General features: G+C 68.2%; 22 protein-coding genes. 10 read left to right on the top strand and 12 right to left on the bottom strand.

The window, feature by feature from the left end; translation table 11 throughout:
* The first annotated feature begins 12 nt into the window (after positions 1 to 12).
* A complete protein-coding gene (locus BCEP18194_RS05895; RefSeq protein WP_011350415.1) occupies positions 13 to 1,074 on the top strand; it encodes a DMT family transporter in 1,062 nt (353 codons plus the stop codon).
* 120 nt (positions 1,075 to 1,194) lie between these two features.
* Here BCEP18194_RS05895 and BCEP18194_RS05890 read toward each other — a convergent pair whose 3' ends face one another.
* The 8 genes from BCEP18194_RS05890 to BCEP18194_RS05855 all read right to left on the bottom strand — a co-directional run bounded on the left by BCEP18194_RS05890 (position 1,195) and on the right by BCEP18194_RS05855 (position 8,249).
* Positions 1,195 to 1,560, bottom strand: coding sequence for a bleomycin resistance protein (locus BCEP18194_RS05890; protein ID WP_011350414.1), 366 nt, complete (start codon positions 1,558 to 1,560; stop codon positions 1,195 to 1,197).
* 71 nt (positions 1,561 to 1,631) lie between these two features.
* Complete coding sequence (locus BCEP18194_RS05885; protein WP_041492697.1) at positions 1,632 to 2,222, bottom strand: nitrogen fixation protein NifQ; 591 nt, start codon at positions 2,220 to 2,222, stop codon at positions 1,632 to 1,634.
* 84 nt (positions 2,223 to 2,306) lie between these two features.
* Positions 2,307 to 2,732 (bottom strand): TOBE domain-containing protein, encoded by a 426-nt coding sequence (locus BCEP18194_RS05880; RefSeq protein ID WP_011350412.1) that lies wholly within the window; start codon positions 2,730 to 2,732, stop codon positions 2,307 to 2,309.
* Positions 2,733 to 2,921: 189 nt separating this feature from the next.
* The gene (locus BCEP18194_RS05875; RefSeq protein WP_011350411.1) at positions 2,922 to 4,421 is read right to left on the bottom strand and encodes an efflux transporter outer membrane subunit; all 1,500 of its coding nucleotides are present in this window, start codon (positions 4,419 to 4,421) and stop codon (positions 2,922 to 2,924) included.
* Positions 4,418 to 5,392 carry an efflux RND transporter periplasmic adaptor subunit gene (locus BCEP18194_RS05870; RefSeq protein WP_011350410.1) on the bottom strand — a complete coding sequence of 325 codons (975 nt, stop codon included), beginning with the start codon at positions 5,390 to 5,392 and terminating at the stop codon, positions 4,418 to 4,420. Before BCEP18194_RS05870 ends, BCEP18194_RS05875 begins: the two co-directional genes overlap by 4 nt.
* A gap of 1 nt (position 5,393) precedes the next feature.
* Positions 5,394 to 5,606 (bottom strand): DUF1656 domain-containing protein, encoded by a 213-nt coding sequence (locus tag BCEP18194_RS05865; RefSeq protein ID WP_011350409.1) that lies wholly within the window; start codon positions 5,604 to 5,606, stop codon positions 5,394 to 5,396.
* A gap of 34 nt (positions 5,607 to 5,640) precedes the next feature.
* Positions 5,641 to 7,773: an FUSC family protein gene (locus BCEP18194_RS05860; protein WP_011350408.1), complete on the bottom strand. Its 2,133-nt coding sequence runs from the start codon at positions 7,771 to 7,773 to the stop codon at positions 5,641 to 5,643.
* Complete coding sequence (locus BCEP18194_RS05855; RefSeq protein ID WP_011350407.1) at positions 7,770 to 8,249, bottom strand: MarR family winged helix-turn-helix transcriptional regulator; 480 nt, start codon at positions 8,247 to 8,249, stop codon at positions 7,770 to 7,772. The genes BCEP18194_RS05860 and BCEP18194_RS05855 overlap by 4 nt, the downstream gene beginning before the upstream one ends.
* Before the next feature lie 308 nt (positions 8,250 to 8,557).
* On the opposite strand from BCEP18194_RS05855, the gene BCEP18194_RS05850 reads away from it, so the two are divergent.
* The 3 genes from BCEP18194_RS05850 (at position 8,558) to BCEP18194_RS05840 (ending at position 10,409) form a co-directional block, all read left to right on the top strand.
* On the top strand, positions 8,558 to 9,418 hold the full coding sequence (locus tag BCEP18194_RS05850; RefSeq protein WP_011350406.1) for an FAS1-like dehydratase domain-containing protein: 861 nt from the start codon (positions 8,558 to 8,560) through the stop codon (positions 9,416 to 9,418).
* A gap of 212 nt (positions 9,419 to 9,630) precedes the next feature.
* The gene (locus BCEP18194_RS05845) at positions 9,631 to 9,918 is read left to right on the top strand and encodes a DUF1330 domain-containing protein (protein WP_041492528.1); all 288 of its coding nucleotides are present in this window, start codon (positions 9,631 to 9,633) and stop codon (positions 9,916 to 9,918) included.
* Between the two features lie 29 nt (positions 9,919 to 9,947).
* Positions 9,948 to 10,409 carry a hypothetical protein gene (locus BCEP18194_RS05840; protein WP_011350404.1) on the top strand — a complete coding sequence of 154 codons (462 nt, stop codon included), beginning with the start codon at positions 9,948 to 9,950 and terminating at the stop codon, positions 10,407 to 10,409.
* A gap of 144 nt (positions 10,410 to 10,553) precedes the next feature.
* Here the strand turns inward: BCEP18194_RS05840 and BCEP18194_RS05835 are convergent, their stop codons facing one another.
* The 3 genes from BCEP18194_RS05835 to BCEP18194_RS05825 all read right to left on the bottom strand — a co-directional run bounded on the left by BCEP18194_RS05835 (position 10,554) and on the right by BCEP18194_RS05825 (position 14,945).
* Positions 10,554 to 12,254, bottom strand: a complete 1,701-nt coding sequence (locus tag BCEP18194_RS05835) for a dihydroxyacetone kinase family protein (protein ID WP_011350403.1) — start codon at positions 12,252 to 12,254, stop codon at positions 10,554 to 10,556.
* A 247-nt stretch (positions 12,255 to 12,501) separates the two neighbouring features.
* Entirely contained in the window at positions 12,502 to 13,644 is a 1,143-nt protein-coding gene (locus BCEP18194_RS05830; protein WP_050781556.1) for a sigma 54-interacting transcriptional regulator, read from the bottom strand.
* Complete coding sequence (locus BCEP18194_RS05825) at positions 13,599 to 14,945, bottom strand: acyl-CoA dehydrogenase family protein (RefSeq protein ID WP_011350401.1); 1,347 nt, start codon at positions 14,943 to 14,945, stop codon at positions 13,599 to 13,601. The genes BCEP18194_RS05830 and BCEP18194_RS05825 overlap by 46 nt, the downstream gene beginning before the upstream one ends.
* A gap of 24 nt (positions 14,946 to 14,969) precedes the next feature.
* Between BCEP18194_RS05825 and BCEP18194_RS05820 the strand changes: the two genes are divergently transcribed.
* The 5 genes from BCEP18194_RS05820 to BCEP18194_RS05800 all read left to right on the top strand — a co-directional run bounded on the left by BCEP18194_RS05820 (position 14,970) and on the right by BCEP18194_RS05800 (position 20,127).
* Positions 14,970 to 15,401, top strand: a complete 432-nt coding sequence (locus BCEP18194_RS05820; protein WP_041492527.1) for a hypothetical protein — start codon at positions 14,970 to 14,972, stop codon at positions 15,399 to 15,401.
* A 46-nt stretch (positions 15,402 to 15,447) separates the two neighbouring features.
* A complete protein-coding gene (gene msuE / locus BCEP18194_RS05815; RefSeq protein WP_041492695.1) occupies positions 15,448 to 16,008 on the top strand; it encodes an FMN reductase in 561 nt (186 codons plus the stop codon).
* A 36-nt stretch (positions 16,009 to 16,044) separates the two neighbouring features.
* Positions 16,045 to 17,148 (top strand): dimethylsulfone monooxygenase SfnG, encoded by a 1,104-nt coding sequence (gene sfnG / locus BCEP18194_RS05810; RefSeq protein ID WP_011350399.1) that lies wholly within the window; start codon positions 16,045 to 16,047, stop codon positions 17,146 to 17,148.
* Positions 17,149 to 17,322: 174 nt separating this feature from the next.
* Complete coding sequence (locus tag BCEP18194_RS05805; RefSeq protein WP_041492694.1) at positions 17,323 to 18,552, top strand: SfnB family sulfur acquisition oxidoreductase; 1,230 nt, start codon at positions 17,323 to 17,325, stop codon at positions 18,550 to 18,552.
* A 126-nt stretch (positions 18,553 to 18,678) separates the two neighbouring features.
* On the top strand, positions 18,679 to 20,127 hold the full coding sequence (locus tag BCEP18194_RS05800; protein WP_011350397.1) for an APC family permease: 1,449 nt from the start codon (positions 18,679 to 18,681) through the stop codon (positions 20,125 to 20,127).
* A 97-nt stretch (positions 20,128 to 20,224) separates the two neighbouring features.
* Here BCEP18194_RS05800 and BCEP18194_RS05795 read toward each other — a convergent pair whose 3' ends face one another.
* On the bottom strand, positions 20,225 to 21,568 hold the full coding sequence (locus BCEP18194_RS05795) for a PLP-dependent aminotransferase family protein (RefSeq protein WP_011350396.1): 1,344 nt from the start codon (positions 21,566 to 21,568) through the stop codon (positions 20,225 to 20,227).
* A gap of 289 nt (positions 21,569 to 21,857) precedes the next feature.
* Here BCEP18194_RS05795 and BCEP18194_RS05790 point away from each other — a divergent pair, with 289 nt between their 5' ends.
* The gene (locus BCEP18194_RS05790; RefSeq protein WP_011350395.1) at positions 21,858 to 22,640 is read left to right on the top strand and encodes a sulfite exporter TauE/SafE family protein; all 783 of its coding nucleotides are present in this window, start codon (positions 21,858 to 21,860) and stop codon (positions 22,638 to 22,640) included.
* Positions 22,641 to 22,686 lie beyond the last annotated feature (46 nt).

Genomic DNA, 22,686 nt, shown 5'->3' with positions numbered 1-22,686 from the left:
TCAAACCGGATCATGCACTCGAGACATTCCGCAATTCTCGTCGCGCTCACTGCGGCCGCGCTGTTCGGCGCCGCGACACCGCTCGCCAAGGCGCTGATCGGCGCGATGTCGCCGTTCATGGTCGCCGGCCTGTTCTATCTCGGCAGCGGCGTCGGGCTCGGTATCGGGATCCTGCTTCGTCGCCTGCGCAACCGCCATGCGCCGATCGCAGACGCCGCGCCACTGCAGCGTGCAGACCTGCCTTGGCTGGCCGGTGCGATTGCGGCAGGCGGAGTGGCCGGCCCGGCTTTGCTGATGCTCGGGCTGTCGAGCACGCCGGCCGCGACGAGCGCGTTGCTGCTCAATCTCGAGGGCGTGCTGACGGCCGTCATCGCGTGGGTCGTGTTTCGCGAGAACGTGGATTCGCAGGTGTTCCTCGGGATGGTCGCGATCGTCGCCGGCGGTACGCTGCTGTCGTGGACGCCGGGCCGAGCCGGCGTGCCGGCCGGCGCGTTGCTGATCGTCGGCGCATGCCTGTGCTGGGCGGTCGACAACAACCTGACCCGCAAGGTGGCCGCAAACGACGCGATGGTCATCGCGTGTACGAAGGGGCTGATCGCCGGACCCGTGAACATCGGCATCGCGCTGGCGACCGGCGCAACGCTGCCGGCGGTCCCGGTCACGGCTGCCGCGATGCTGACGGGGCTCGGCGGCTACGGGATCAGCCTCGTGCTGTTCGTCGTCGCACTGCGTCATCTCGGCAGTGCGCGCACGGGCGCGTATTTCTCGGTCGCGCCGCTGTTCGGCGTCGTGCTGTCGCTGCTGATCTGGCCCGCGCTGCCGCCCGCGACGTTCTGGATCGCAGCCGCGCTGATGGCGCTCGGCATCTGGCTGCACGTTCGCGAACGGCATGAACACACGCACACGCACGAGCCGCTCGAGCACACGCATCGGCATCGGCACGACGAACATCACCAGCATGCGCACGATTTTGCGTACGACGGCAACGAACCGCACTCGCATCCGCATGTGCATCTGCCGATCACGCACACCCATGCACATTTTCCGGACATTCATCACCGGCACCGGCATTGATCGCGTCATGAACGGCGAACTATACGGATCACAAGGTGGCCATTTATGGGACGTGCGCCGCATCGCGCGCGCATCTGTTTGCAGCGCCGCCCGATCGCGGACGCAACAGCGGCTGCGAGCCTAGTCTTCGGTCTGGATCAACCGGATCAGCGAGCCGTCAGGGTCGATCAGTGCGCCGACGGTGCCGCCCCAGGCTTCGCGTGTCGGCCGGTGCGCGCGTGGCCAGCCGGTTGCCTGCTCCGGAATGCCGGCTGCGAGCACGTCGTCGAAGAACGTGCCGACATCCGCGAGCCGGAAGCAGCAACTGAACCAACTCGTCGCGGGATCGAGTTCGGGGTGCGGAAAGAATTCCAGCAACAGGTTGCCGCGCTTGAGGATCATCCAGCCGTCGTCGCGCCAGGTTTCAGCGAACCCGAGCTTTGCGTAGAAGCGGGACGTGACCTCGAAATCGCGTGACGGCAGGTTGGGGCTCGCAATGTCGGTCAAGGCGGTTTCTCCGGATGGCGATGCGACGGATCGAATGGGTAGACCGGGCCAGCCGTGCTGGTTGTCGCGGGTTATCGCGCGTGAGGAAAGCAGAAGTCGAAATCCTCGCAGCCCGGGCACCCGGGGGCGGGGCCCGGCGGCGCATCGAGCGAGGCGGCCACTTCCTGTGCGAGGAATTTCTTCCAGCGCACGTGAGCGACGTTGCGCGCGGCAAGCGCGGGGAAATAGCGATCGAGCATCGCGGATACCGCGTCGCGCCGGTCCAGCCCGAGATCGCGCCACAGATGATCGGGGCGCAGGCAGGCATGCGCGATGATCGACGCGAGACAGCCGGCGTCGTCGCGGTTGGCGGCGGGATTCGCGTCGCCCATCAGCCGTGCGTGCAGCGTCTCGACGAACGTCGCGTGGGTGGATGGCAGCAGTACCATCGCGACCGTCGGCATGAGTGCCGCGACATCGGCCGCGGGCAGGCGCGGAAACTGCCGTGCCAGCAGGCCAGTCAGTTGCGGATGAGACAGGCCGAGCAGCTTGAGTTCATTGCGGCGCGCGCGTGCCGCAACGAGTGCGCCGAACAGGCGTGCGTCGGGCGTGTCGGCGCCGGCCGCTGCGGACAGCAACGATTGCAGCGCCTGTTGCCGAGCGTGATCGAACGCGGCTGTCATCGCGTGCATCCGACCGACAGCCGCACGGCGCGATTCGCGTGAATGCGCCGTGCCGAACGGATCGCCATCGCGATCGTCACGCGTTCACTCGACGCCGACGATTACGCTCGATGCCTTGAAGATCGCGGATGCAGCCGTGCCGCTCGCGAGACCGAGGCGATCAACGCTGTCGTTGGTGACGATCGCGACGATCTCGGCGCCGCCCGCGGCCTTGATCACGACTTCCGAATTGACCGCGCCTTTCGCGACCGACGAGACGGTGCCCGCGACGCAGTTGCGGGCCGACACCTTGCTGCTGTCGACGTCGACCATCACGATGACCGACGACGCCTTCACGAGTGCAAACGCCTTCGTGCCGGCCGCGAGGCCCAGCGAAGCCGCGCTGCCGTGGGTGATTACGGCGACGATGTCGAGGCCGTCCTGCGTGCGGAGCGTGATTTCGTCGTTGACGGCACCGGTCTTGACGGCGCTGACCTGGCCGGCGAAGTGGTTGCGGGCGCTGGTTCGCATGATGGATCTCCGTGTGGATGCCGCTGCGGGTTCAGCGGCGAAAGATGAATGGAAATGCATCAGCCAGTTTACCGTCAACGGGGATGTTCGTCGTCCTTCCGATGCTATGGTGCGAATCAGGAAAACCCGCCACCACCGGGTGTTTCGCCAGGCATGCGTTATGTACTGAAGGTGATAACGCCGCCGTGATTACTCGCTTTTCGCGGGCGTCGCGGCAGCCCGCGTGGCGTCGGGACGGGCATCCGGTGTGGCGACCGTTCCCTCGGATTCCCAGCCGCCGCCGAGCGCGAGGAAGAGCCGCACCTGGTCGGTCGCGACCTGGCCTTCGGCTGCCGCCACTTGCGCCTGCACGCTCGTCAGCGTGCGCGTCGCATCGAGATCGGAGATGAACGATTCGCGGCCGGCCAGATAGAGACGATGCGTTTCGTCGGCGGAATTGCGTGCCGATTCATACGCCGTGCGCAGCGCTTCCGTGCGCTGCACGTCGGCCGCATAGGTCGCGAGGCTCGACTGCGTTTCGCGCAGTGCGTTCAGCACGACGCCGTCGAAGTGCGCGAGCGCACCCCCCGTCGCGGCTTCGGCCTCGCGCACACGCGCACGCTGGCCGTTGACGGGGAACGACCAGCTGATCAGCGGGCCGAACGACCAGCGATTCGTCGTGGACGAGAACAGGTCGGCGGCGACCCCGACCGAGCCCGCCGACGCGCCGATGCTGATCGACGGGTACAGCGCGGCGGTCGCGACGCCGATCCGCGCGGTCGCGGCCGCGAGTTGCCGTTCGGCTGCGCGCACGTCGGGGCGGCGGCGCAGCAGCGCGGCGCCGTCGCCGATCGGAATCGGCTGGCGCAGCTTCGGCAGGTGCTCGCATTCGGCGACGGCTTTCGGCAGGTCGGCCGGCGAGCGCGCGAGCAGCGCGGCGAGCTGGTATTGCGCGACCTTGCGGCGCCCTTCGAAGCGCGGGATATCGGCGGCGAGGGTGCGCACCTGCGTCACGCCGCGCGTCACGTCGGTCTGGTTGCCGCGGCCGGCGTCGCGCAGCCGCTGCGACAGCGCGACGCGCTGTTTTTGCAGCGCGAGCGACTGCTTCGCGACGGCCAGCTCGTCGCCGGCCGAGCACGATTCGACGTAAGCACGCACGACGTCGGCGACGACCGTGATGCGCGCCAGGTCGCCCGCGGCCCTGACTGCCTCGCTGTCGGCGCGCGCGGCTTCGACGCCGCGCCGCAGCTTGCCGAACAGGTCGATCTCGTACGACACGTTGATGCCGACCGTGCCTTCGTTGACGACCGGCAGCTTGTTCTCGAGCAGGTATTGCTCGGCCGATTCCTGGGCGCGCTGCACGGCGGCTTCCGCGCCGCCGGAAAAGCCGCCTTGCTGGCTCGCGACTTCCAGCGCCGCGCGCGAGCGTGCGAGGTTGGCCGCGGCGACGCGCAGGTCGGTGTTCGACTTCAGTGCATCGCGCACGAGCCCGTTGAGCACAGGGTCGTCGTAGAGTTGCCACCAGTTGCCGGGCACGGCGTCGCGCGACACGAGCGTGCCGTTTGCGTCGTCGAGCGCATGGTTCGCGAGCGGCGCATTCACGTACGCCTGCTGCGGCAGCGTGTAATCGGGGCCGACGGACTTGCACGCGCCGAGTGCGAGCGCAAGCGGCGCGAGCGTCGCGGCGAGGCGCAGACCGTGCCGCTTCATTGCGATGCTCCTGCTGCGCTGGCAGCGGTGCCGGAAGCCGTCGATACCGGCGTGACCACCGACGATGCGCCGGCTGCCGCCTTCGCGTTGTCTTTGCGGCGCGTGTCGGCTTCGCGCATCGACACGGTCGCGGTACGGCCCGCGATCATCCGGAAATCGTCGGGCACTTCGTCGAGCACGACGCGCACCGGCACGCGCTGCGCGAGCCGCACCCAGCTGAATGCCGGGTTCACGTTCGGCAGCAGGTTCGCACCCTGCGTGCGGTCGCGATCCTCGATTGCGGCGACGATGCTCTGCACGTGGCCGCGCAGCGCACGCGGTTCACCCATCACGATGATGTCGACCGGCTGGCCGATGTGGATGCCGCGCAGCTTGGTTTCCTCGAAGTAGCCGTCGACGCGGAACGAATTGCGATCGACGACCGACAGCAGCGCGCGGCCGGCCGCCACGTATTCGCCGACGCGCGGCGCGCGGTCGTTCAGGTAGCCGTCTACGGGACTGACGATCGTCGTGCGCTGCAGGTTCAGCTTCGCGGTGTCGAGCGACACCTGCGCATCGGCGACGGCGGCTTCGCCCTGTTCGACGCGCGTGCGGCTTTCCTCGACCTGTTCGCTCGCGACCAGGTTGCCGAGCTGCAGGTTGCGCGCGTACTCGCGCTTCGCCTGCGCGAGCGTTGCGCGGCGCTGCGCGAGCGTGGCTTCGGCGAGCCGCTCCGCGAGCGTGTAACGGGCCTGGTCGATCACGAACAGCACCTGGCCGCGCTTGACCTCCTGGTTGTCGGCGACCTGCACCGACGTGATGAGGCCGGCCACGTCCGGCGCCACCTGGATCACGTCGGCGCGTACGTGACCGTCGCGGGTCCACGGCGAGAACATGTAGTAGTTGACGATGCGCCACAGCACGATGGCAGCCACGACGACGACGATCAGGGTGAGCAGGATTTGCCCTGCCGAGAGCCAGGTTTTTTTCACGTTAGGTAGCCACGAGATGGTGGGAAACGATCACGACGGCGGCAAACACGAATACGTAGATGCCGAGGTCGAAGATCGAACGGTGCCAGACGAGGCGGTAGAAGCCGACGCGCTCGAGCACGGCGCGCACGACGATGTTGATCAGGTAGGCGATCAGCATCAGCACGAGCGGGGCCGGCACGAATACGCCGAAGATGTCGATTTCGCCGATCATGGTCGCGGTCGGAAAGACGATTGGGAAAGCGGGATCATGCGCGTGCTCCGTCCGGCGCCCGCGGCGGCTGCCCGGCCGCGGCCGGATACAGCGACAGGCGCAGGCCGACGAGCGCATGCAGTGTGTCGCGCAGCCGGCGATGCGTGGCGGGCGTGGCCGGCGCAGCGGGCGTCGTGCCGTTGTCGGCCGGTGCGGCGCCCGGCAGGTTGCGGCCGGCGACGCGTTGCAGTGCGTCGTCGATCGTCGCGAGCAGCGCGGGCGGTGCCGGCTGGCGCGCGTTCGCGGCGGCGCAGCGTTCGTAGTGGTCGGTCACGCCGGCCAGCACGCGGTCGATGGCATCGGGCACGTCGCCCGACAGCCGGCGGCGCGAGCGGCGCAGGTCGAGCGCATTCAGCGCGATACGCAGGTCGCGGAAGCTTTCGATCGACGGGTGGCGGTGGTCGTCGGACGCGCCGAGGCGCGGCAGCAGCTGCGTGACGCGATCGAGCATCCGCGATGCGTGGTTGCGCTGGTCGTCGAGCGGCTGCGTCGACGCGGAGCGTGCGACATCCTCCCAACCGGAGCGCAGCAGGCGCCGCACCGCGAGTTCCGCGCCGAACGGCCGCGTCGCACGCGTCCATACATACGCGAACAGCAACCCGGCGACGCCCGCGAGGTTACTGTTCAGGAACACGAAGAAGTCGGCGTCGTACGCACCCTGGATGCTGATGAAGGTGGCCGTGTTCACGGCGACGAGCATCGTCACCATGTTGAACTGCGGGCGCGGCAGCAGCGTGCCGATCAGGATGAACGGGCCCGCGAACATCACGACGAGCATCGCGAAATCGTGCACGTGCGGCAGCACGACGAACAGGTACAGGCCGGCGAACACGACGCTCGCGGTCGTCGCGAGGAAGAACTTGAACACCAGCGGCGCCGGCTCGTCGAGCGCGGCGAAGAAGCTGCACGACACGGCCACGAGCGTGACGGCGCCGGCCCCGTCGTGCCAGCCGGACGCGATCCACATCCAGCTCGCGAACACGATCGCGGCGACGACGGTCAGCGTCGAGAACAGCATCATCCCGCGATCGAAGAAGCGTTCGGTGCCGCCGAGCCGCCAGTGCCGGTAGCGCGGCTGCCAGACGCCCGCTTCGTTGCCGATCAGCGCGCGCAGCGAGCGGCAGTCCTGCCAGATGTCGATGACCTGGCGCAGCCGCCACAGCGCGTTCGACAGCAGCGCGCCGTCCCAGCTCGCGAGCGCATCGTCGGCCGGCTGCAGCGCGGCGATGCGTTCGCGCAGGCGTTGCGCGACCGGGTCGTCGGTCATGTCGCCGTCGGTGCCGGCCTTGACGGCCGGCAGCGGCGCGTCGAACCATTTCGCGGCATCGGCCAGCAGCTCGTCGAGCCCGGCCGGGCGGATGTGCAGGTCGCGCATCAGCGCGATCAACGGATCGGCGAGCGACGACATCAGCGGCAGGAACAGCTGCATGCGGCCCGCGAGCGCCTGCGCGCGGGCGAGGATGCGCGGGTGCGCATGGTCGTAGCTCAGCTGGCTCAGCAGGAATTCGAGGCCCGTGATGGTCGCCGCGAGGCGTTGCCGGCATGCCGACAGCGCCTTGCCGGCGATGTGCCCGGACAGCGTCTCGCGGCCGTAGAACGCGGCGTCCTTGAACCACGCATCGGTGCGCTCGATCAGCGTCGGCGCGAGCCGGTTCGGGAAGATCGCGCTGCCGACCACGCTCGCGCACACGATACCGAGCACGATCTCCTCGGTACGTGCGATCGCGACGTCGAACACGGTGGACGGATCGGTCACGGTCGGCAATGCGACCAGCGGCATCGTGTAGCCGGCGAGCATGAACACGTAGCTGCGTGCGGTTCGGTCGGAGATCGCGAGGTAGAGCAGCGTGCCGCACCAGGTGGCGACGATGATCGCGAACAGCAGCGGCGTCTCGACGAACGGCGGCACGAAGAAGATCGCGGCGGCCGCGCCGAGCGCGGTGCCGAGCGCGCGATACAGCGCCTTCGAGCGCGTCGCGCCGACGAACGGGTTCGACACGATGTAGACGCTTGCCATCGCCCAGTACGGGCGCGGCAACTGGAAATACAGGCCGAGGTACAGCGCCAGCATCGACGCGGCGAACGTCTTGCCCGAGAACAGCCAGTCGCGAAGGCTCGGATAGGTCATGACGTGGCGTTGCCGGTGTGGGATGCGCGCGCGGCGGGCGTGTGCGACTCGGATGCATTGAATGCGTCGAGCACGCGCAGCGTCGCTTCGAGGTCGGCGCGCGTGACACCCTTGAGCACCTGCGCGCGCAGCACGCGCAGGTCTTCCTCCATCGTCGCGGTGACCGCGCGGCCGGCGGCTGTCAGCGAGATCGTTTTCGCGCGGCGGTCGTGCGGATCCTCGTCGCGGCGTGCGAGGCCGGCCGCGCACAGCTGGTCGAGCAGGCGCACGAGCGATGGCCCTTCGATGCCGACGTATTCGGCGAGCGTGCCCTGCCGCACGCCTTCGCCGAGGCGCCCGGCGATCAGCAGCGGCGTCGCGCAGGCCTCGGACACGTTGTACGCGGTCAGCACGCCGTCACTGGTGCGGCGCCACTTGCGCGCGGACAGCACGAGAAGGCTGCTGACGGCCAGGCGGAGGTCGTGCAGATTGGTCATGGGCGAGATGATAGGGGCAAATTAATTCGATAGCAAACTATCGTTTTTGTCACCCTGATGACACGTCGCTCGCGGTTCGGCCAGCCCGTTTGAAGCAATTTAGGCGGCGTGCCGGCGATGGTCAAGCTGTAAGGTTGTCGCCGCGGGCGCGTGCGGCGGTCGCGATCGAATGGTCAGACGATAGCCGTCCGGCAGGGCCGCTCGGCAGGTCAGGCAGGTTCGAAGACGGGGTTCGGGAAATCCGGCTTCGCGAAACGGCGCACTGCGTGCATATTGGGGCCGTTGCAAGCCTCCCGGAGATTCCGCACGTGTCCACTTCATCCTCGCAGCCCCCTGGCCAGGCGTCGCTCGACGCGTGGCTGGGCAAGACCGAAACGCTCGATGACGACATCACCGCGTTCCCGCTGAACGCGCTGGCCGCCACGCTCGACCGCCCGTCGCCCGGCGACGTCGTGCCGCCGATGTGGCACTGGCTCTATTTCCTGCCGGTCGCGCCGCTGGCCGAAGTCGGCCCCGATGGCCACCCGAAGCGTGGCGGCTTCCTGCCGCCCGTGCCGCTGCCGCGCCGCATGTGGGCCGGCGGCCGCCTGACGTTCCATGCGCCGCTGCGCACCGGGCGGCGCGCGACGCGCGAATCCACGATCGAGAACATCGAGGACAAGACGGGCCGCAGCGGCCGGCTCGTATTCGTGACGGTGCAGCACCGGATCGAGTGCGACGGCGCGTTGTGCGTCGAGGAAGAGCACGACATCGTCTATCGCGATGCGCCGCAGCCCGGCTCGCCGGCGCCGAAGCCGGTCGCGGCGCCGGCGGGCGAGACGTGGTCGCGCACGGTCACGGCCGACGCCGTGATGCTGTTCCGCTATTCGGCGCTGACCTTCAACGGTCACCGCATCCACTACGACCGCAGCTACGTGACGCAGGAGGAAGGCTATCCGGGGCTCGTCGTGCACGGCCCGCTGATCGCGACGCTGCTCGTCGATCTCGTGCACCGCGAACGGCCCGACGCGACGCTCGCGAGCTTCGCGTTCCGCGCGGTGCGCCCGACGTTCGACGGGGAGCCGTTCACGCTGTGCGGCAAGCCGTCGGACGACGGCAAGACGATCGAGCTGTGGGCAAAGGATCGCGACGGCTGGCTGACGATGCAGGCCACCGCGACCCTGGCGTAACGGGCGCCGCTCCGTTCATGCGCGACGCGGCAAGATCCCTATGCGGGTGGCGGTTGTCGCACGCCGCAAGCCGGTCGGGTTTGCACTCGGCCAGCCCCGACGTTCGTCGGCAAACCCCTGTAAGCTGCTGGCAGGTCGCGTGCCGTTCGCCGGACCAGGCGATGCGCGGCCGGCCCTTCCACCTTCCACGCCTCGCATCAGGAGCACGCATCTTGGCCACCTATATTGTGTTTACACGTGAAAGCATGCAGGACCCGCACGAATTCGACCTCTACCAGAGCAAGGTCGGCGCGACGCTCGCCGGGCATCCGGTGAAGGTGCTCGCGGCCTACGGGCCGCAGGAAACGCTGGAAGGTGAAGGCCCGGAAGGCGTCGTGATCGTCGAATTCCCGTCGAAGGAAGCCGCGCACGCGTGGTATCACGGCCCCGAATACCAGACCGTCGCCCAGCACCGGTTCAAGGGCGCGCGCTATCGCGCCGTGCTGGTCGAAGGCGTCTGAACGACCGGCATCGGACGCCCGGCCCGCCGATGAAGCCATCGATCTCCGCCACCGCGCCCGTTCGCCCGCCGATGGGGCGCGCCACCACCGGGCTGCTCGCAATCAGCGTGCTGTTCTACCTGATCGCCATGTTTACCGCGCCGTTCCGCACCGGCGCGCCCGCGCCGCATCCGTGGGCCGACGGCTGGCAGGTGCTGCTGACGGGCTGGATGGGCGTGCTCGGCGGCATCTATGCATGGCTCGCGAATCCGCTCGTGTTCGCCGCCTGGCTGCTGACGGTGAAGCGCTACCGAGCGCAGGCGGTCGTGCTGGCGGTACTGGCGTTGCTGTTCGGGATGAGTTTCCTGTCGCAGCACCAGATCGCCGTCAACGAAGCGGGGGACGTCGAACCCGTGCATCTCGACGCGATCGGCTACTGGTGCTGGCTCGCGAGTTTCGCTGTAGCGTCGGTCGGCGCGGCGTTATTGCCTGGACGGACGAGGGCGCGCTGATTGATTGCGGACGCTCGATGCGGATGTCGACGGAGATGAAGCCGCGCGGCACCGCAACGATCCGCGGCATCGGCACGTGACGCGAATGGGCGTCTTGCGTGCCGATGCATGGAAGGCGCGACGTCGACGGCGCGCCTTCCACCTTCACCCGATGTGTGCCTGCAACGCACGCAGCCAATACGACACCGCGACCGCGCCGCCGTCCGGCGTGCCGATCGCACGTTCGCCGAGATAGCTCGCGCGCCCGGCGCGTGGCGTCATGCGTGCGGTTTCCTGCGCACCGTGCTCGGCGGCTTCGACCGCGGCCGTCCATGCGCCGGCGGGATCGCGATCGTTGTCGAGCGCCCGCTCGAATGCCGCGACGGCCGGGACCAGCGCATCGAGCATGGTCCGGTCGCCGGCGTGCGCGCCGCCCAGTTCGCTGATCGAATCCACCGCGCCGCGGAACGCCGCGGCCCAGTCGCGTGCGGACGGCTCGGCGATATCGGCCAGCCGGCGCGACGCGCGCAGCAGCGCGGTCGCATAGAACGGCCCCGAGCTGCCGGCGATCGCGCGGCGCAACGCGGCGCCGAGCGCCGAGAGCGCGCCGGCCGGCGTGCCGTATGCGCTTTCCGGCAGTGCGAGGATCGCCTGCGCGGCGCGCAGCATGCTCGCGCCGAGATCGCCGTCGCCGGCCGCCGCATCGAGGTCGGTCAGCGTCTGCTCGTGATCGATCAGCGTTTGCGCGACCGCGTGCAATGCCGGTTGCAGGCGCGCGGCCCACGCGCGGCCGGCCGCATCGAGCGGCGGCAACGGCGCTTCCTGCACGGCGGCCGAGGCCACACGGATCTGCGTATTCACCGCGCCGCCGCCTGGCCATGCACGCGCCTGCGTCGGTGCGTCGAGCAGCACCGCGCGTTCGTCGTTCAGCCGCAGCACCGAGATCGAGCAGCCGGGCATGTTCAGCGCCGACAGGAACGTGCCGGCCCACGCACGCGCGACGACGATGCCGCGCCGGTGCAGGTTGTCGTGCGCGGCGCGCAGCACGATCGCGAGTTCCATGTCCGGCGTCGCGCCGAGGCCGTTGACGAACAGCGCAACGCGTTCGCCGCGGTCGAGCACGAGATCGGCGGCGATGCTCGACAGCAGCGTGTCGACAAGCGCATCGGCCGGCAGCGGCGCGCGGCGCTCGACGCCTTTCTCGCCATGGATGCCGAGGCCGAGTTCGATCTCGTGATCGCCGAGGCTGAAGCCCGACTTGTCGGCGCCCGGGATCGTGCAGCCGTCGAGTGCGACACCCATCGTGCCGAGTTCGGCCGCCGCGTCGCGCGCGATGGCCGCGACGCGGGCGAGCGGCAGCCCGCGCGCGGCTGCCGCGCCGGCGAGCTTGTGGATCAGCACGGTACCGGCGATCCCGCGCCGCTGGCCGCGCTCGACGCGGCCGCGCAGCGATACGTCGTCGGCGACGATGACCGTCTCGACCGGAATGCCTTCGGCGCGTGCGAGTTCGGCGGCGAGCCCGAAATTGAGCCGGTCGCCCGTGTAGTTCTTCACGATCAGCAAGGCGCCGTTCGGGCCGGCGCTCGCGCGGATCGCGGCGAGCACGGCGTCTGTGGACGGCGACGTGAACACTTCGCCGCAGACGGCCGCGCTCAGCATTCCTTCGCCGACATAGCCGCCGTGCGCGGGCTCGTGGCCGCTGCCGCCACCGGACAGGATGGCGACGGGGCGTTGCGCGGGCTCGGGCAGCGGCTGGCGGACGAGCACGTGCTCGTCGCCGAGGATCGCGACATGCGGCGACTGCCGCGCGATGCCTTCCAGCATTTCTCGCACGACATCGGACGGGCGGTTGACAAGCTTTTTCATGGCGACGGATTCCGGACGGGTGAACGAGGCTCGGCCGGGCCCGCACGGGCGCCGGACGGCCTTTCGTGTTGCGGAGGATCGTGCGGGCGCCTTGTCGTCGGGGGCAGGTGGCCATGTATGGGATGACCGTATGCAGGGGCGAGACGAGGCGCACGCCTCGCGTCACGATACATCAGGTTCGAACGTTGCTGTACGGATCGCGGCGCGATCGTGCCGGAGCGGGGCGGTGACGCGCTCCCATACGTGGCTACTTCATCGCCGCGATTTCCTTCGCGCGAATCAGCCGTGCGCGCAGCACGTTGCGGCTGATGCCGAGCAGCCGTGCGGCCTGGATCTGGTTGCGGTGGCTGAATTCGAACGCGACGCGCATCACGGTGTCCTCGATGCGTTCGAACAGGTTGCCGTGATCTTCGTCGAACAGGTCGCGCAGCGCGCGTTCGAGCGCGGCCTGTGCGCCGGCGGCTGGGTCGGGTTCCGGCGCTGACGTATTCAAGGCGGCCGTCGGCACGCCCGGCGACGCAATGTGCAGGTCGGCCTCCTGCAGCGAATCGTTGCGGCTCACGAGCAGCGCGTGATGGATCACGTTCTCGAGTTCGCGGATGTTGCCGGGCCAGCCGTGTGCCTCGAGCCGGCGCTCGGCGCGCGGGTCGATGCTGCGCGGCCCGTAGCCGAGGCGGCTCCGGTAGTCGTCGAAGAAGTGGCGCGCGAGCGGCAGGATGTCGCCCGGGCGCTCGCGCAGCGTCGGCACCGCGAGCTGCACGACGTTGAGCCGGTAGAACAGGTCGCCGCGAAACTGCCCGTTCGCGACGGCCTGCTGCAGATCCACGTTGGTCGCGGCGACCACGCGCACGTCGATCGGCACGCCCGTGCGCGAACCGAGCCGCACGACCTCGCGCTCCTGCAGCACGCGCAGTAGCTTGACCTGCATCGACAGCGGCAGGTCGCCGATCTCGTCGAGAAACAGCGTGCCGCCGTTCGCGGCTTCGAACCACCCGGGCTTCGCGCTGAACGCGCCGGTAAACGCACCTTTCTCGTGGCCGAACAGTTCGCTCTCGACGAGCGTTTCGGAGAACGCGCCGCAGTTCACCGCGATGAACGGCCCGCCATTGCGGCGGCTGAGGCCATGCACATGGCGCGCGATCAGTTCCTTGCCGGTGCCGGTCTCGCCGACGATCAGCACGTTCGCATCGCTCGGTGCGACCAGGCGAATCCGTTCGAGCAGCGCGACCGAGCGCGGATCGACGAACACCTGCGCGCGGGCACGGATAGACGTCGCCAGCGCGGACCGGTCGGGCAGCGTGAGGACGGGCGCGGCGTCGGGCCACGCATCGGAAGGGGAGTGGTTCACGAGTAGAAGCCCGGCGTCGGATAGGTTCGCTTGAGCGCCCATTCGCCGATCTCGCGAATCTTGTACGCGAGCGGGTCGTGGAGCGTGTGGGTGCGCAGGTTGCGCCAGTGCCGGTCGAGTCGCAGCGCGCCGTGCGTCGCGCGGGCACCGGCGACGTCGAACATGCGCGTGCAGAGATCGAGCCCGGTGCGCGCGGCCGACACCTTCGCGGCGGCCGTGGCGAGCGCAACCTGGCCGCGCTCCGCCTGCGTGAGCGCCGCATCGCGCGACCATGCGGCGTCGAGCCGGTCCGCCGCGCGGTCGGCGAGCACGCGCGCGGCTTCGAGCCCGACCCAGAATTCGCCGTACTGGCCGAGGATGTACGGATCGTCGCCGGTGCTCGCGACCTGCGCGCCGGGCCACGGCCGCGCTTCGTGCAGCGTGTAGTGCCGCGCGTCGTTGAGCGCGGCTTCGGCGATGCCGAGATACACGTTCGTCAGCACGAGCTGCGCGACGAGCGGGCGCAGGCACGCGAACGGCGTCGACAGCGGGCCGGGGTCCGTCAGCAGCTCGTGGTCCTCGACGCGCACTTTCTCGAACGTGACCGTGCCGCTGTCGGTCTGGCGCTGGCCGATGTTGTTCCAGTCGTCGGCGATCGAGATGCCGCTGCGCTGCGTCGGCACGGCCGCGATCAGGAACGCGCGCGTGTCGGCGTCGTGCGCGGACGCGATCAGCATCTGCGAATCGAGCGCGCCCGAACAGAAACTCTTCTGGCCGCTGAATTCGTGCCACGCGCCGTGCGAGCGGCTGAGCGTGCGCTCGTCGAGCGGATTCAGCGCGTTACCCCAGAACCACTGCTGGCGCGCGGTGCGTTCGAACCACGATTCCCACTGCGCGGGCGCGCCGAACAGCCGCACGGTCGCGAGCATCAGGTGATGGAAGCCGAACACGTGCGCGAGCGAACTGTCGGCCGCCGCGAGCACGCGGACGACGTCGAGCGTCGTGCGCCAGCTCGCGCCGAGGCCGCCGTAGGCAGACGGGATGCTCAGCGCGAGCAGGCCGCTGTCGCGCAGCTGGTCGCGCTCGGCCTTCGGCGTGCCGCCCTGCTGGTCGCGTTCGGCCGCGGTGCGGGCAAAGCCGGCCGCCAGGCGCTCGGCGGTTTGCAGGGCGTCAGGAGGGGCCGGTTCGTCGCGGGACGGCGCGACGACGCGCAGGCCTTCCGCGCGGGGCGATACGGAAATGGGTGTCATGGCGATGAATGCGTCGGGTTGCTGCACGAAAACGGTCAGGTTGCATAGCGCGTTGCTGACCGGGTGCTGCGTGATCAGCAGAGTGTTCAACGTTTTGCGCAACGCAGGAAACATCGATTTCTGATAACCAATGCGGGAATGCTGCGCTGGACGCAGCCGGGCACGGAGATGTCGCGCGACGTAGCGATCGGCGGCACGCAGGGTGACGATGCAGCAGTCATGTCGGCGCTATTGCAAGTGCGGGACGCGTCACGCTGGCGCATGAACGCGAAAACCTGGCGCGAATGCATGCCAATGGACGCCACGCACTTGCCGGAATCCGTGTTGAAGCGGAAAGGCGCGAGTGCCGCACACCGTGCTGCTGATCACGCAGCAGCGCATCAGCAGCGTTGTTTCCCCCAGTTCATCGCGCTGCGGAATATGGTTGTGATGCGGTGGCTGGCACGCTTATCAACGTGCGGCGATCGTCGGGAACGCCATGACAGGCCGTCGATCGCGATGCATTTCGTCATGCAGACGATCGTTTTTGCTCTCGATCATCGAAATGGCACGCTCCTTGCTGACCCATGACGAAACGGGTGCATCGGCACCCGACTCGACAATGGGAATGCAATCGATGAGCAATGCAATCAACGTGGTCGCGATATCGGGCGGCCTGCAACGACCGTCGCGCACGCTGGCGCTGACCGACGCGATCGTTTCGGCACTCGGCGCCGCACTGCCGATCGAAACACGGCTGATCGAACTCGGTGAAATCGGCGGCCGGCTGGCCGGTGCGCTGACGCGCGCGCAGGTGCCGGCCGACCTCGATGCGCAGATCCGCGCGATCGAGACGGCCGACGCGCTCGTCGTCGCGAGCCCCGTCTATCGCGCGTCGTACACGGGCCTCTTCAAGCACCTGTTCGACCTCGTGCATCACGAAGCGCTGATCGACGTGCCCGTGCTGCTCGCGGCCACCGGCGGCAGCGAGCGTCATGCGCTCGTGATCGACCATCAGCTCCGCCCGCTGTTCAGCTTCTTCCAGGCCCGCACGCTGCCGATCGGCGTGTACGCGTCCGAAAGCGATTTCGACCAGTACCAGATCACGAACCCGGCGCTGCGCGCGCGTATCGCGCTCGCCGTCGATCGCGCGGTGCCGCAACTGCGCCCGCATGCGCTTTCCGTCGCGGCTGCGTAGGCCGCCTGCGTTTCCTCTCCCGACCAGGACACACTCATGAGCCATACCGATTCTTCCGCCGACGGCGTCAAGTTCGCCTACTGGGTGCCGAACGTCAGCGGCGGCCTCGTCGTCAGCACGATCGAGCAGCGCACCGACTGGAGCCTCGAATACAACCAGCAGCTCGCGCGCACCGCCGAGGCGGCCGGCTTCGAGTACGCGCTGAGCCAGATCCGCTTCACGGCCGGCTACGGCGCGGAATACCAGCACGAGTCGGTGTCGTTCAGCCAGGCGCTGCTGCATGCGACGACGAAACTCAAGGTGCTCGCCGCGATCCTGCCGGGGCCGTGGCATCCGGCCGTGGTCGCGAAGCAGCTCGCGACGATCGACCACATCTCGAACGGGCGCATCGCGATCAACGTCGTGAGCGGCTGGTTCAAGGGCGAATTCACCGCGATCGGCGAGCCGTGGCTCGAGCACGACGAACGCTATCGGCGCTCGAAGGAATTCATCCAGGCGCTGAAGGGCATCTGGACGCAGGACAACTTCACGTTCAAGGGCGACTTCTATCGCTTCAACGACTACACGCTGAGCCCGAAGCCGGTGCAGAAGCCGCATCCGGAGATCTTCCAGGGCGGCAGCTCGCGGGCGGCGCGCGACAACGCGGCGAGCGTGTCGGATTGGTACTTCACGAACGGCAATACGGCGGAGAACCTGAAGGCGCAGATCGACGACATTCGTGCGAAGGCGGCGGCGAACAACCATCGCGTGCGCATCGGCGTCAACGCGTTCGTGATCGCGCGCGATACCGAGGAAGAGGCGAAGGCCGTGCTCGACGACATCATCCGGCACGCGCACGTCGAGGCCGTGCATGCGTTCGGCGATGCGGTGAAGCAGGCCGGCAGCGCGTCGCCGGAGGGCGAAGGCAACTGGGCGAAGTCGACGTTCGAGGATCTCGTGCAATACAACGACGGTTTCCGCACGAACCTGATCGGCACGCCGCAGCAGATCGCCGAGCGCATCGTCGCGCTGAAGGCGATCGGCGTCGATCTCGTGCTCACGGGGTTCCTGCATTTCATCGAGGAAGTCGAGTACTTCGGCAAGCGCGTGCTGCCGCTGGTGCGCGAACTCGAGGCGCAGCGGCAGGCGGTTGCCGCGTAACGCAGAGGCCGGTGCGCGGCGGGAAGTCAATCCTGCCGAGCGCGGGCTGGTCGCAGGGGTGACACCGACGATTCTTGCGGGTCATCCATATTTTACGTTTCGGATACCGAAACAGGAGGCCGGCGGATGCTTCTCGGCACCGCCGGCCGGTTCATGAGCTTTGCCGGAAAAACCATGTCTACGGAAATCATCGAAGAAAACGTGCAACCGCAAGCGGGCGCCACGCCCGTTCCCGTCATCGGCTCGGATGCCGAGGCACTCGACGTCGCGCACCAGGTCGCGGCCCGACTGGCCGAGCACGCCGCGTTGCGCGACCGCGAGCGCAAGCTGCCGTTCGACGAGATCGAGCTGTTTTCGTCGAGCGGCCTGTGGGGCATTACCGTGCCGCGCGAATACGGCGGCGCGGAAGTGTCGAACGTGACGCTCGCGGAAGTGATCGCGATCGTTTCGCAGGCGGACCCGTCGCTCGGCCAGATCCCGCAGAACCACTATTGCCTGATCGAGGACATCCGCCTCGAAGGCAGCGACGCGCAGAAACGCTTCTTCTTCGATCTCGTTCTCAAGGGCACGCGCTACGGGAACGCGTTCTCCGAAGCGGGCGGCAAGAACGTGCTCGACATTCAGACGCGGGTGCGCCGCGACGGCGATGCGTTCGTGCTGAACGGCCGCAAGTTCTATTCGACCGGCACGCTGTTCGCGCACTGGATCCCGGTGCTCGCGCTCGACGAGTCGGACCAGGCCGTGCTCGCATTCGTGCGGCAGGGCGCGCCGGGGCTGACCGTCGTGGATGACTGGAGCGGCTTCGGGCAGCGCACGACCGCGAGCGGCACGGTGATCGTCGAGAACGTGCTCGTGAGCCCGTTCGAAATCTTCCACACGCAGCGTTCGTACGACCGCCCGACTTTCGCGGGCCCGTTCGCGCAGATCACGACCGCCGCGATCGATCTCGGGATCGCGCGCGCCGCGCTGCAGGACACGATCGCATTCGTGCAGCAGCATGCGCGCCCGTGGATCGATAGCGGCGTCGAACGCGCGAGCGAGGATCCGCTGACGGTCGCGCAGATCGGCGACATCGCGTACCGCGTGCACGCGGCCGAAGCGCTGCTCGCGCGCTCGGGGCGCTTCGTCGACGCGGCGAAGCGGGAGCCGAGCGAGGAAACGGTCGCGCAGGCCGCGATCGCGGTGGGCGAGGCGAAGATCGCGACGACCGAGGTGTCGCTTCTTGCGGCGAGCAAGCTGTTCGAGCTCGGCGGCAGCAAGTCGACGCTCGCGAAATACAACTTCGATCGTCACTGGCGCAACGCCCGCGTGCATACGCTGCACGATCCGGTGCGCTGGAAGTATCACGCGATCGGCAACTACTACCTCAACGGCGTGAAGCCCGCGCGCCATTCCTGGAATTGACCGGCCCGCGCCGGCGTATTCAACGCAACGAAACATGGGCAAGGAATTCGGGTGGCCGCACCGGCAGCCGCCACCGCCGCGTAGTTGGCCCATGCGTCACCGCTTCATTCCTGACGAGGTAAACCAATGAGTCATCCAGCCAGCACCGCGCAGGCACTCCCTGCGCAAAGCGCCGTGCCGCAGGCAGGCGGCCTGCGGCGCAACTACCTGAGCCTGCCCGAACTGATCGCGCAGTCGATCGGCCTCGTCGGCGTGTCGGGCGGGATCGGCGTACTGATTCCCGCCGTATTCGCGACGGCCGGCAACGGGACCTGGCTCGCGTACCTGTTCGCGATCGTCGCGCTGCTGTTCGCGTCGTGGAGCATCTCGGTGTTCGCGCGCGACTCGGCGTCGCCGGGCGCGCTGTATGCGTACGTGTCGGCCGGCATCGGGCCAGTTTGGGGCGCGATCTGCGGCTGGTCGCTGTTGATCGCCTACGCGGTGGCCGCCGCGGGCATCCTGCAGGGAACGATCAACACGTTTCTGGTGCTGGGCCGCGAAACCGGGCTGCTCGGCAGCGTGACGCCGCTCGGCGCGGTGCTCGGGCTGACGGTTGTCACCGCGCTCGCTGCGTGGTACATCGCGTTTCGCGACATCCGGCTGTCCACGCGCTTCACGCTGTTCGTCGAACTCGCGACGCTGCTGCTGATCGCCGTCGTCGTGATCGGGACGATCGCGTTCGGCGGGCATCCGGTCGATCGCGCGCAACTGACGCTCGAAGGCGTGAAGCCGACGCAACTGCAGCTCGGGATGGTGCTCGCGTTCTTCAGCTTCACGGGGTTCGAGAGTGCGACCGTGCTCGGCGCCGAGGCGCGCGACCCGTTCCGCGCGATTCCGCGCGCGGTGCTGATCAGCGTCGTCGGGCCGGCCATCCTGTTCGTGATCGGCGCGTACGGGATGGTGAGCGCGTTTCACGGGCAGAAGCCGCCGCTCGATCAGGTCGACGGCCCGCTCGCGGTGCTCGCGCATCGGCTCGGCGCCGGCTGGGTCGGCGTGCTGATCGACGCGGGCGTGGCGTTGAGTTTCTTCGCGGCGTTCTTCTCGTCGATCAATGCGGCGGCGCGGATCGTCTATACGTTCGGGCGGCAGGGTGTGCTGCATGCATCGACCGGGCAAGCACACGAGCGGAATGCGACACCGCATGTCGCGGTGGCGCTGATCACGGTGCTGGCGCTGGTCACTGCACTGGTGTTCACCGCGCGCGGCACCGCGTTGCTCGATTCGTATGGCTATCTCAGCTCGATCGCGACGTACGGCTGGCTGCTTGCGTACGTGCTGGTGGCGATCGGCGCGCCGCTTTACTTGCGTCGGCAGCGTCGGCTGCGCGCGCGGCATGTGGCGATCAGCTTCGTCGCGGTCGTGCTGCTCGCGATTCCGCTGGCCGGCAGCGTGTATCCGGTGTCGGCGGGCGTCTATGCGTGGCTGCCTTATGTGTTCGTCGCGCTGCTGGCGATCGGGCTCGGGTGGTTCCTGGTGCTGCGCGTCCGGTTTCCGGAACGGTTGCGCGAGCTGGAGGCCGAGTTGCTGACGAAGTGACGGTATGGCACCGCTGGCGGGTTGTCCGCGGTGACGGCTTGATATTGATCCGGATACCGAATCAGGCGGGCGGTGCGCACCGACGCATCCGCGCCGCTCACTCGGTCGCGTCGAAATCGTCCTCGCGGCCGTTCAGCATCGCGGTCAGCGTGCGCAGGCCGGCGTCGAGTTGATCCATGCTCGGCGCGGCCAGTGCGAGCCGGACTGCATTCGGCGCATGGCCGGACGACACGGCGAAGGTGGTCGACGGCGTCAGCCCGATGTCGCGCCGGGCTGCGGCTGCGACGAGGGCCTGCGAACGCCAGTGCGCCGGCAACGTCAGCCACAGGTGATAGCACTTGCCGTTGGTCCGGACATCGAAACCCGCCAGACGCTCGATCGCCAGCGCCTGACGCGTGCTTGCGTCGATGCGTTTCAATCTCGCGAGCTCGGCCACGGTGCCGTCGCGCATCAAGCGCTGAGCGGCTGCAAACGCAAACCCGGAAGCGGTCCATCCCCCCGAGCGTACCGACGCCATCACGCTTTCGCGCAGCCGCGGCGGCGGCACGATGAAGCCGAGGGTCAGGCCTGGCGTGACCCGCTTGGACAGGCTGTCGATCACGATGCAGGCGTCCGGGGCGAGGACGGCGAGGGGCGGCTCGTCGCCGAGAAAGCCGTACACGTTGTCTTCGATGACCGGGATGTCGAGCTTGTCGACGACACGCAGCAGGTCGGCGCGGCGAGCGGCGTTCATTGTCGTGCCCAGCGGATTCTGGATGGCTGGCTGAACGTAGATCGCCGAGAGCCTGGCCTCGCGGTGGGCCTTTTGCACGGCATCGGGTCGAACGCCGTCTTCGTCCATCGCCAGTGGCACCAGGGAGATCCCCAGCTTGGCGGCGATGCCCTTGATGAACGGGTAGGTCAGTGCCTCCACGCCGCAGCGCCCACCGGTCGGCACGACCGCGGCAACGGCCGCGGCGATGCTTTGCCGCCCGTTGCCGGTAAACACCAACTGGTCGGGCGACGGGGCCCATTCATGCTGCGCCAGATACGCGGCGGCAACGCTTCGGATGGCCAGGGTCCCGGTACTCGTCGCCTCGCGTAACGCGGCGTCGAGCTCCGCAGGTCGGTGCAATCCGCGCAGGCTTCTGGTGATCAACGCGGTTTGGGCCGGGACGGTCGGGTAGTTGAACTCGAGATCGATCCGAACGCCGCGCGGCTCGCCTGGCGCGGCGGCCCCGCGTCGCGTCTCGCCCGACACGAACGTGCCCCGGCCGACTTCACCTACCACCAGGCCGCGACGCAGCAGTTCCGCGTAAACCCGTCCCGCCGTCGATGCGGCGATGGCATGCTGGTCGGCGAAATGGCGCTGCGGAGGCAGACGGTCGCCCGGCCTGAGCGTGCCGTCGGCAATTTGGGCGGCGATCGTGTCGGCCAGCTGCAGATATTCGGAGTTCGACATGGATTGCACCGATAACAATGATTATTGCACCGAGGTCAATGTTTTAATTGCACTGAGATAGGCGGCGGTGCATTCTGCTTTCATCAAGTCGATTGTACCGGGGCCGAAATGCTTGTGCGGCCCATGCGGCCGGCGGTGCGTTGGTGTACCGCGTCGCCCCGGCACCTCATTGGAGAAGCAGCATGGGTGCAACGCGTTCAACCCGGATCCACCGTGCGGCGATGCCGCGCGTGCGACCCATTCCGTGGCTGTCCGCCATGCCGCGATTCGAACCGGCACGGAGGTCGTGATGGCGACGCCTGCAGCGATGGGCCTGGAGCTGACGCTGACCACGATCCTGATCGCGTTCGCCGGCGTGTTCGTGATTGCGTTCATGCGCGGTGCGTTCGGTGGCGGGTTCGCGATCATCGGCATTCCACTGCTGTCGCTCGTGATGGACCCGGTGACGGCCGGCGGCTTGCTTGCCCCGTTGTTCATTGCGATGGACCTGTTCGCGCTGCGGTACTGGAGGCCGTCGACATGGTCGAAGCCCGACCTCGTGCTGCTCCTGCCGGGGCTCGTGATCGGTATCGGGTTCGGCTGGCTGGCCTTCCGGTTTCTCGACCATCGCGCCATCGAGCTTTTGATGGCGGTGGTCACGCTGGTCTTCGTCGGGCTGTGGGTGAGGGGTGGCGCGGAACCAACGGTTCGTCCGCGCTCGTCGCCGAAGGCAGTCTCGGCCGGTCTTGCATCAGGCGTCACGACGATGGTCGCGCACTCGGGCGGGCCGCCGCTCGCGATGTATCTGCTGCCGCTCGGCCTCAGCAAGGAAGTGTACGCGGGAACGACGAGCCTGTTCTTCACCGTGGGCAATGCGATCAAGGCGGTGCCGTGGCTGCTGATCGTGCAGCCGACCGCGGACGTCTGGGCGTTGATGGCGGTGTGCCTGCTTGCCATTCCTGCCGGCGTGGTGTTCGGCTGGCGGCTTCACGGCAAGCTGGATCAGCGCCTGATCTACCGGAGTTGCTACGGATTGCTGGCGGTGACCGCATTGAAGCTGCTCTGGGACGGCGTTTCCGGCTATCTCGCGTAAAACCGGCGCGCGGCTGACCTGGTTCCGGTTCCCGCTTCTCATGGGT

The sequence above is a fragment of the Burkholderia lata genome, from assembly GCF_000012945.1.
In the GTDB taxonomy this organism is placed as follows: Bacteria; Pseudomonadota; Gammaproteobacteria; order Burkholderiales; family Burkholderiaceae; genus Burkholderia; species Burkholderia lata.
This window is presented reverse-complemented; position numbering and strand designations above follow the sequence as displayed.

Excerpts from the sequence above, each read along its gene's own strand:
- BCEP18194_RS05875 (WP_011350411.1), bottom strand. The coding sequence starts at position 4,421 with ATGAAGCGGCACGGTCTGCGCCTCGCCGCGACGCTCGCGCCGCTTGCG.
- BCEP18194_RS05855 (WP_011350407.1), bottom strand. The coding sequence starts at position 8,249 with ATGACCAATCTGCACGACCTCCGCCTGGCCGTCAGCAGCCTTCTCGTG.
- msuE (WP_041492695.1), top strand. The coding sequence starts at position 15,448 with ATGAGCAATGCAATCAACGTGGTCGCGATATCGGGCGGCCTGCAACGA.
- BCEP18194_RS05895 (WP_011350415.1), top strand. The coding sequence starts at position 13 with ATGCACTCGAGACATTCCGCAATTCTCGTCGCGCTCACTGCGGCCGCG.
- BCEP18194_RS05880 (WP_011350412.1), bottom strand. The coding sequence starts at position 2,732 with ATGCGAACCAGCGCCCGCAACCACTTCGCCGGCCAGGTCAGCGCCGTC.
- BCEP18194_RS05860 (WP_011350408.1), bottom strand. The coding sequence starts at position 7,773 with ATGACCTATCCGAGCCTTCGCGACTGGCTGTTCTCGGGCAAGACGTTC.
- BCEP18194_RS05865 (WP_011350409.1), bottom strand. The coding sequence starts at position 5,606 with ATGATCGGCGAAATCGACATCTTCGGCGTATTCGTGCCGGCCCCGCTC.
- BCEP18194_RS05885 (WP_041492697.1), bottom strand. The coding sequence starts at position 2,222 with ATGACAGCCGCGTTCGATCACGCTCGGCAACAGGCGCTGCAATCGTTG.
- BCEP18194_RS05835 (WP_011350403.1), bottom strand. The coding sequence starts at position 12,254 with ATGAAAAAGCTTGTCAACCGCCCGTCCGATGTCGTGCGAGAAATGCTG.
- sfnG (WP_011350399.1), top strand. The coding sequence starts at position 16,045 with ATGAGCCATACCGATTCTTCCGCCGACGGCGTCAAGTTCGCCTACTGG.
- BCEP18194_RS05830 (WP_050781556.1), bottom strand. The coding sequence starts at position 13,644 with ATGGGCGCTCAAGCGAACCTATCCGACGCCGGGCTTCTACTCGTGAAC.
- BCEP18194_RS05840 (WP_011350404.1), top strand. The coding sequence starts at position 9,948 with ATGAAGCCATCGATCTCCGCCACCGCGCCCGTTCGCCCGCCGATGGGG.
- BCEP18194_RS05800 (WP_011350397.1), top strand. The coding sequence starts at position 18,679 with ATGAGTCATCCAGCCAGCACCGCGCAGGCACTCCCTGCGCAAAGCGCC.
- BCEP18194_RS05795 (WP_011350396.1), bottom strand. The coding sequence starts at position 21,568 with ATGTCGAACTCCGAATATCTGCAGCTGGCCGACACGATCGCCGCCCAA.
- BCEP18194_RS05825 (WP_011350401.1), bottom strand. The coding sequence starts at position 14,945 with ATGTTTCCTGCGTTGCGCAAAACGTTGAACACTCTGCTGATCACGCAG.
- BCEP18194_RS05805 (WP_041492694.1), top strand. The coding sequence starts at position 17,323 with ATGTCTACGGAAATCATCGAAGAAAACGTGCAACCGCAAGCGGGCGCC.
- BCEP18194_RS05820 (WP_041492527.1), top strand. The coding sequence starts at position 14,970 with ATGCTGCGCTGGACGCAGCCGGGCACGGAGATGTCGCGCGACGTAGCG.
- BCEP18194_RS05790 (WP_011350395.1), top strand. The coding sequence starts at position 21,858 with ATGGCGACGCCTGCAGCGATGGGCCTGGAGCTGACGCTGACCACGATC.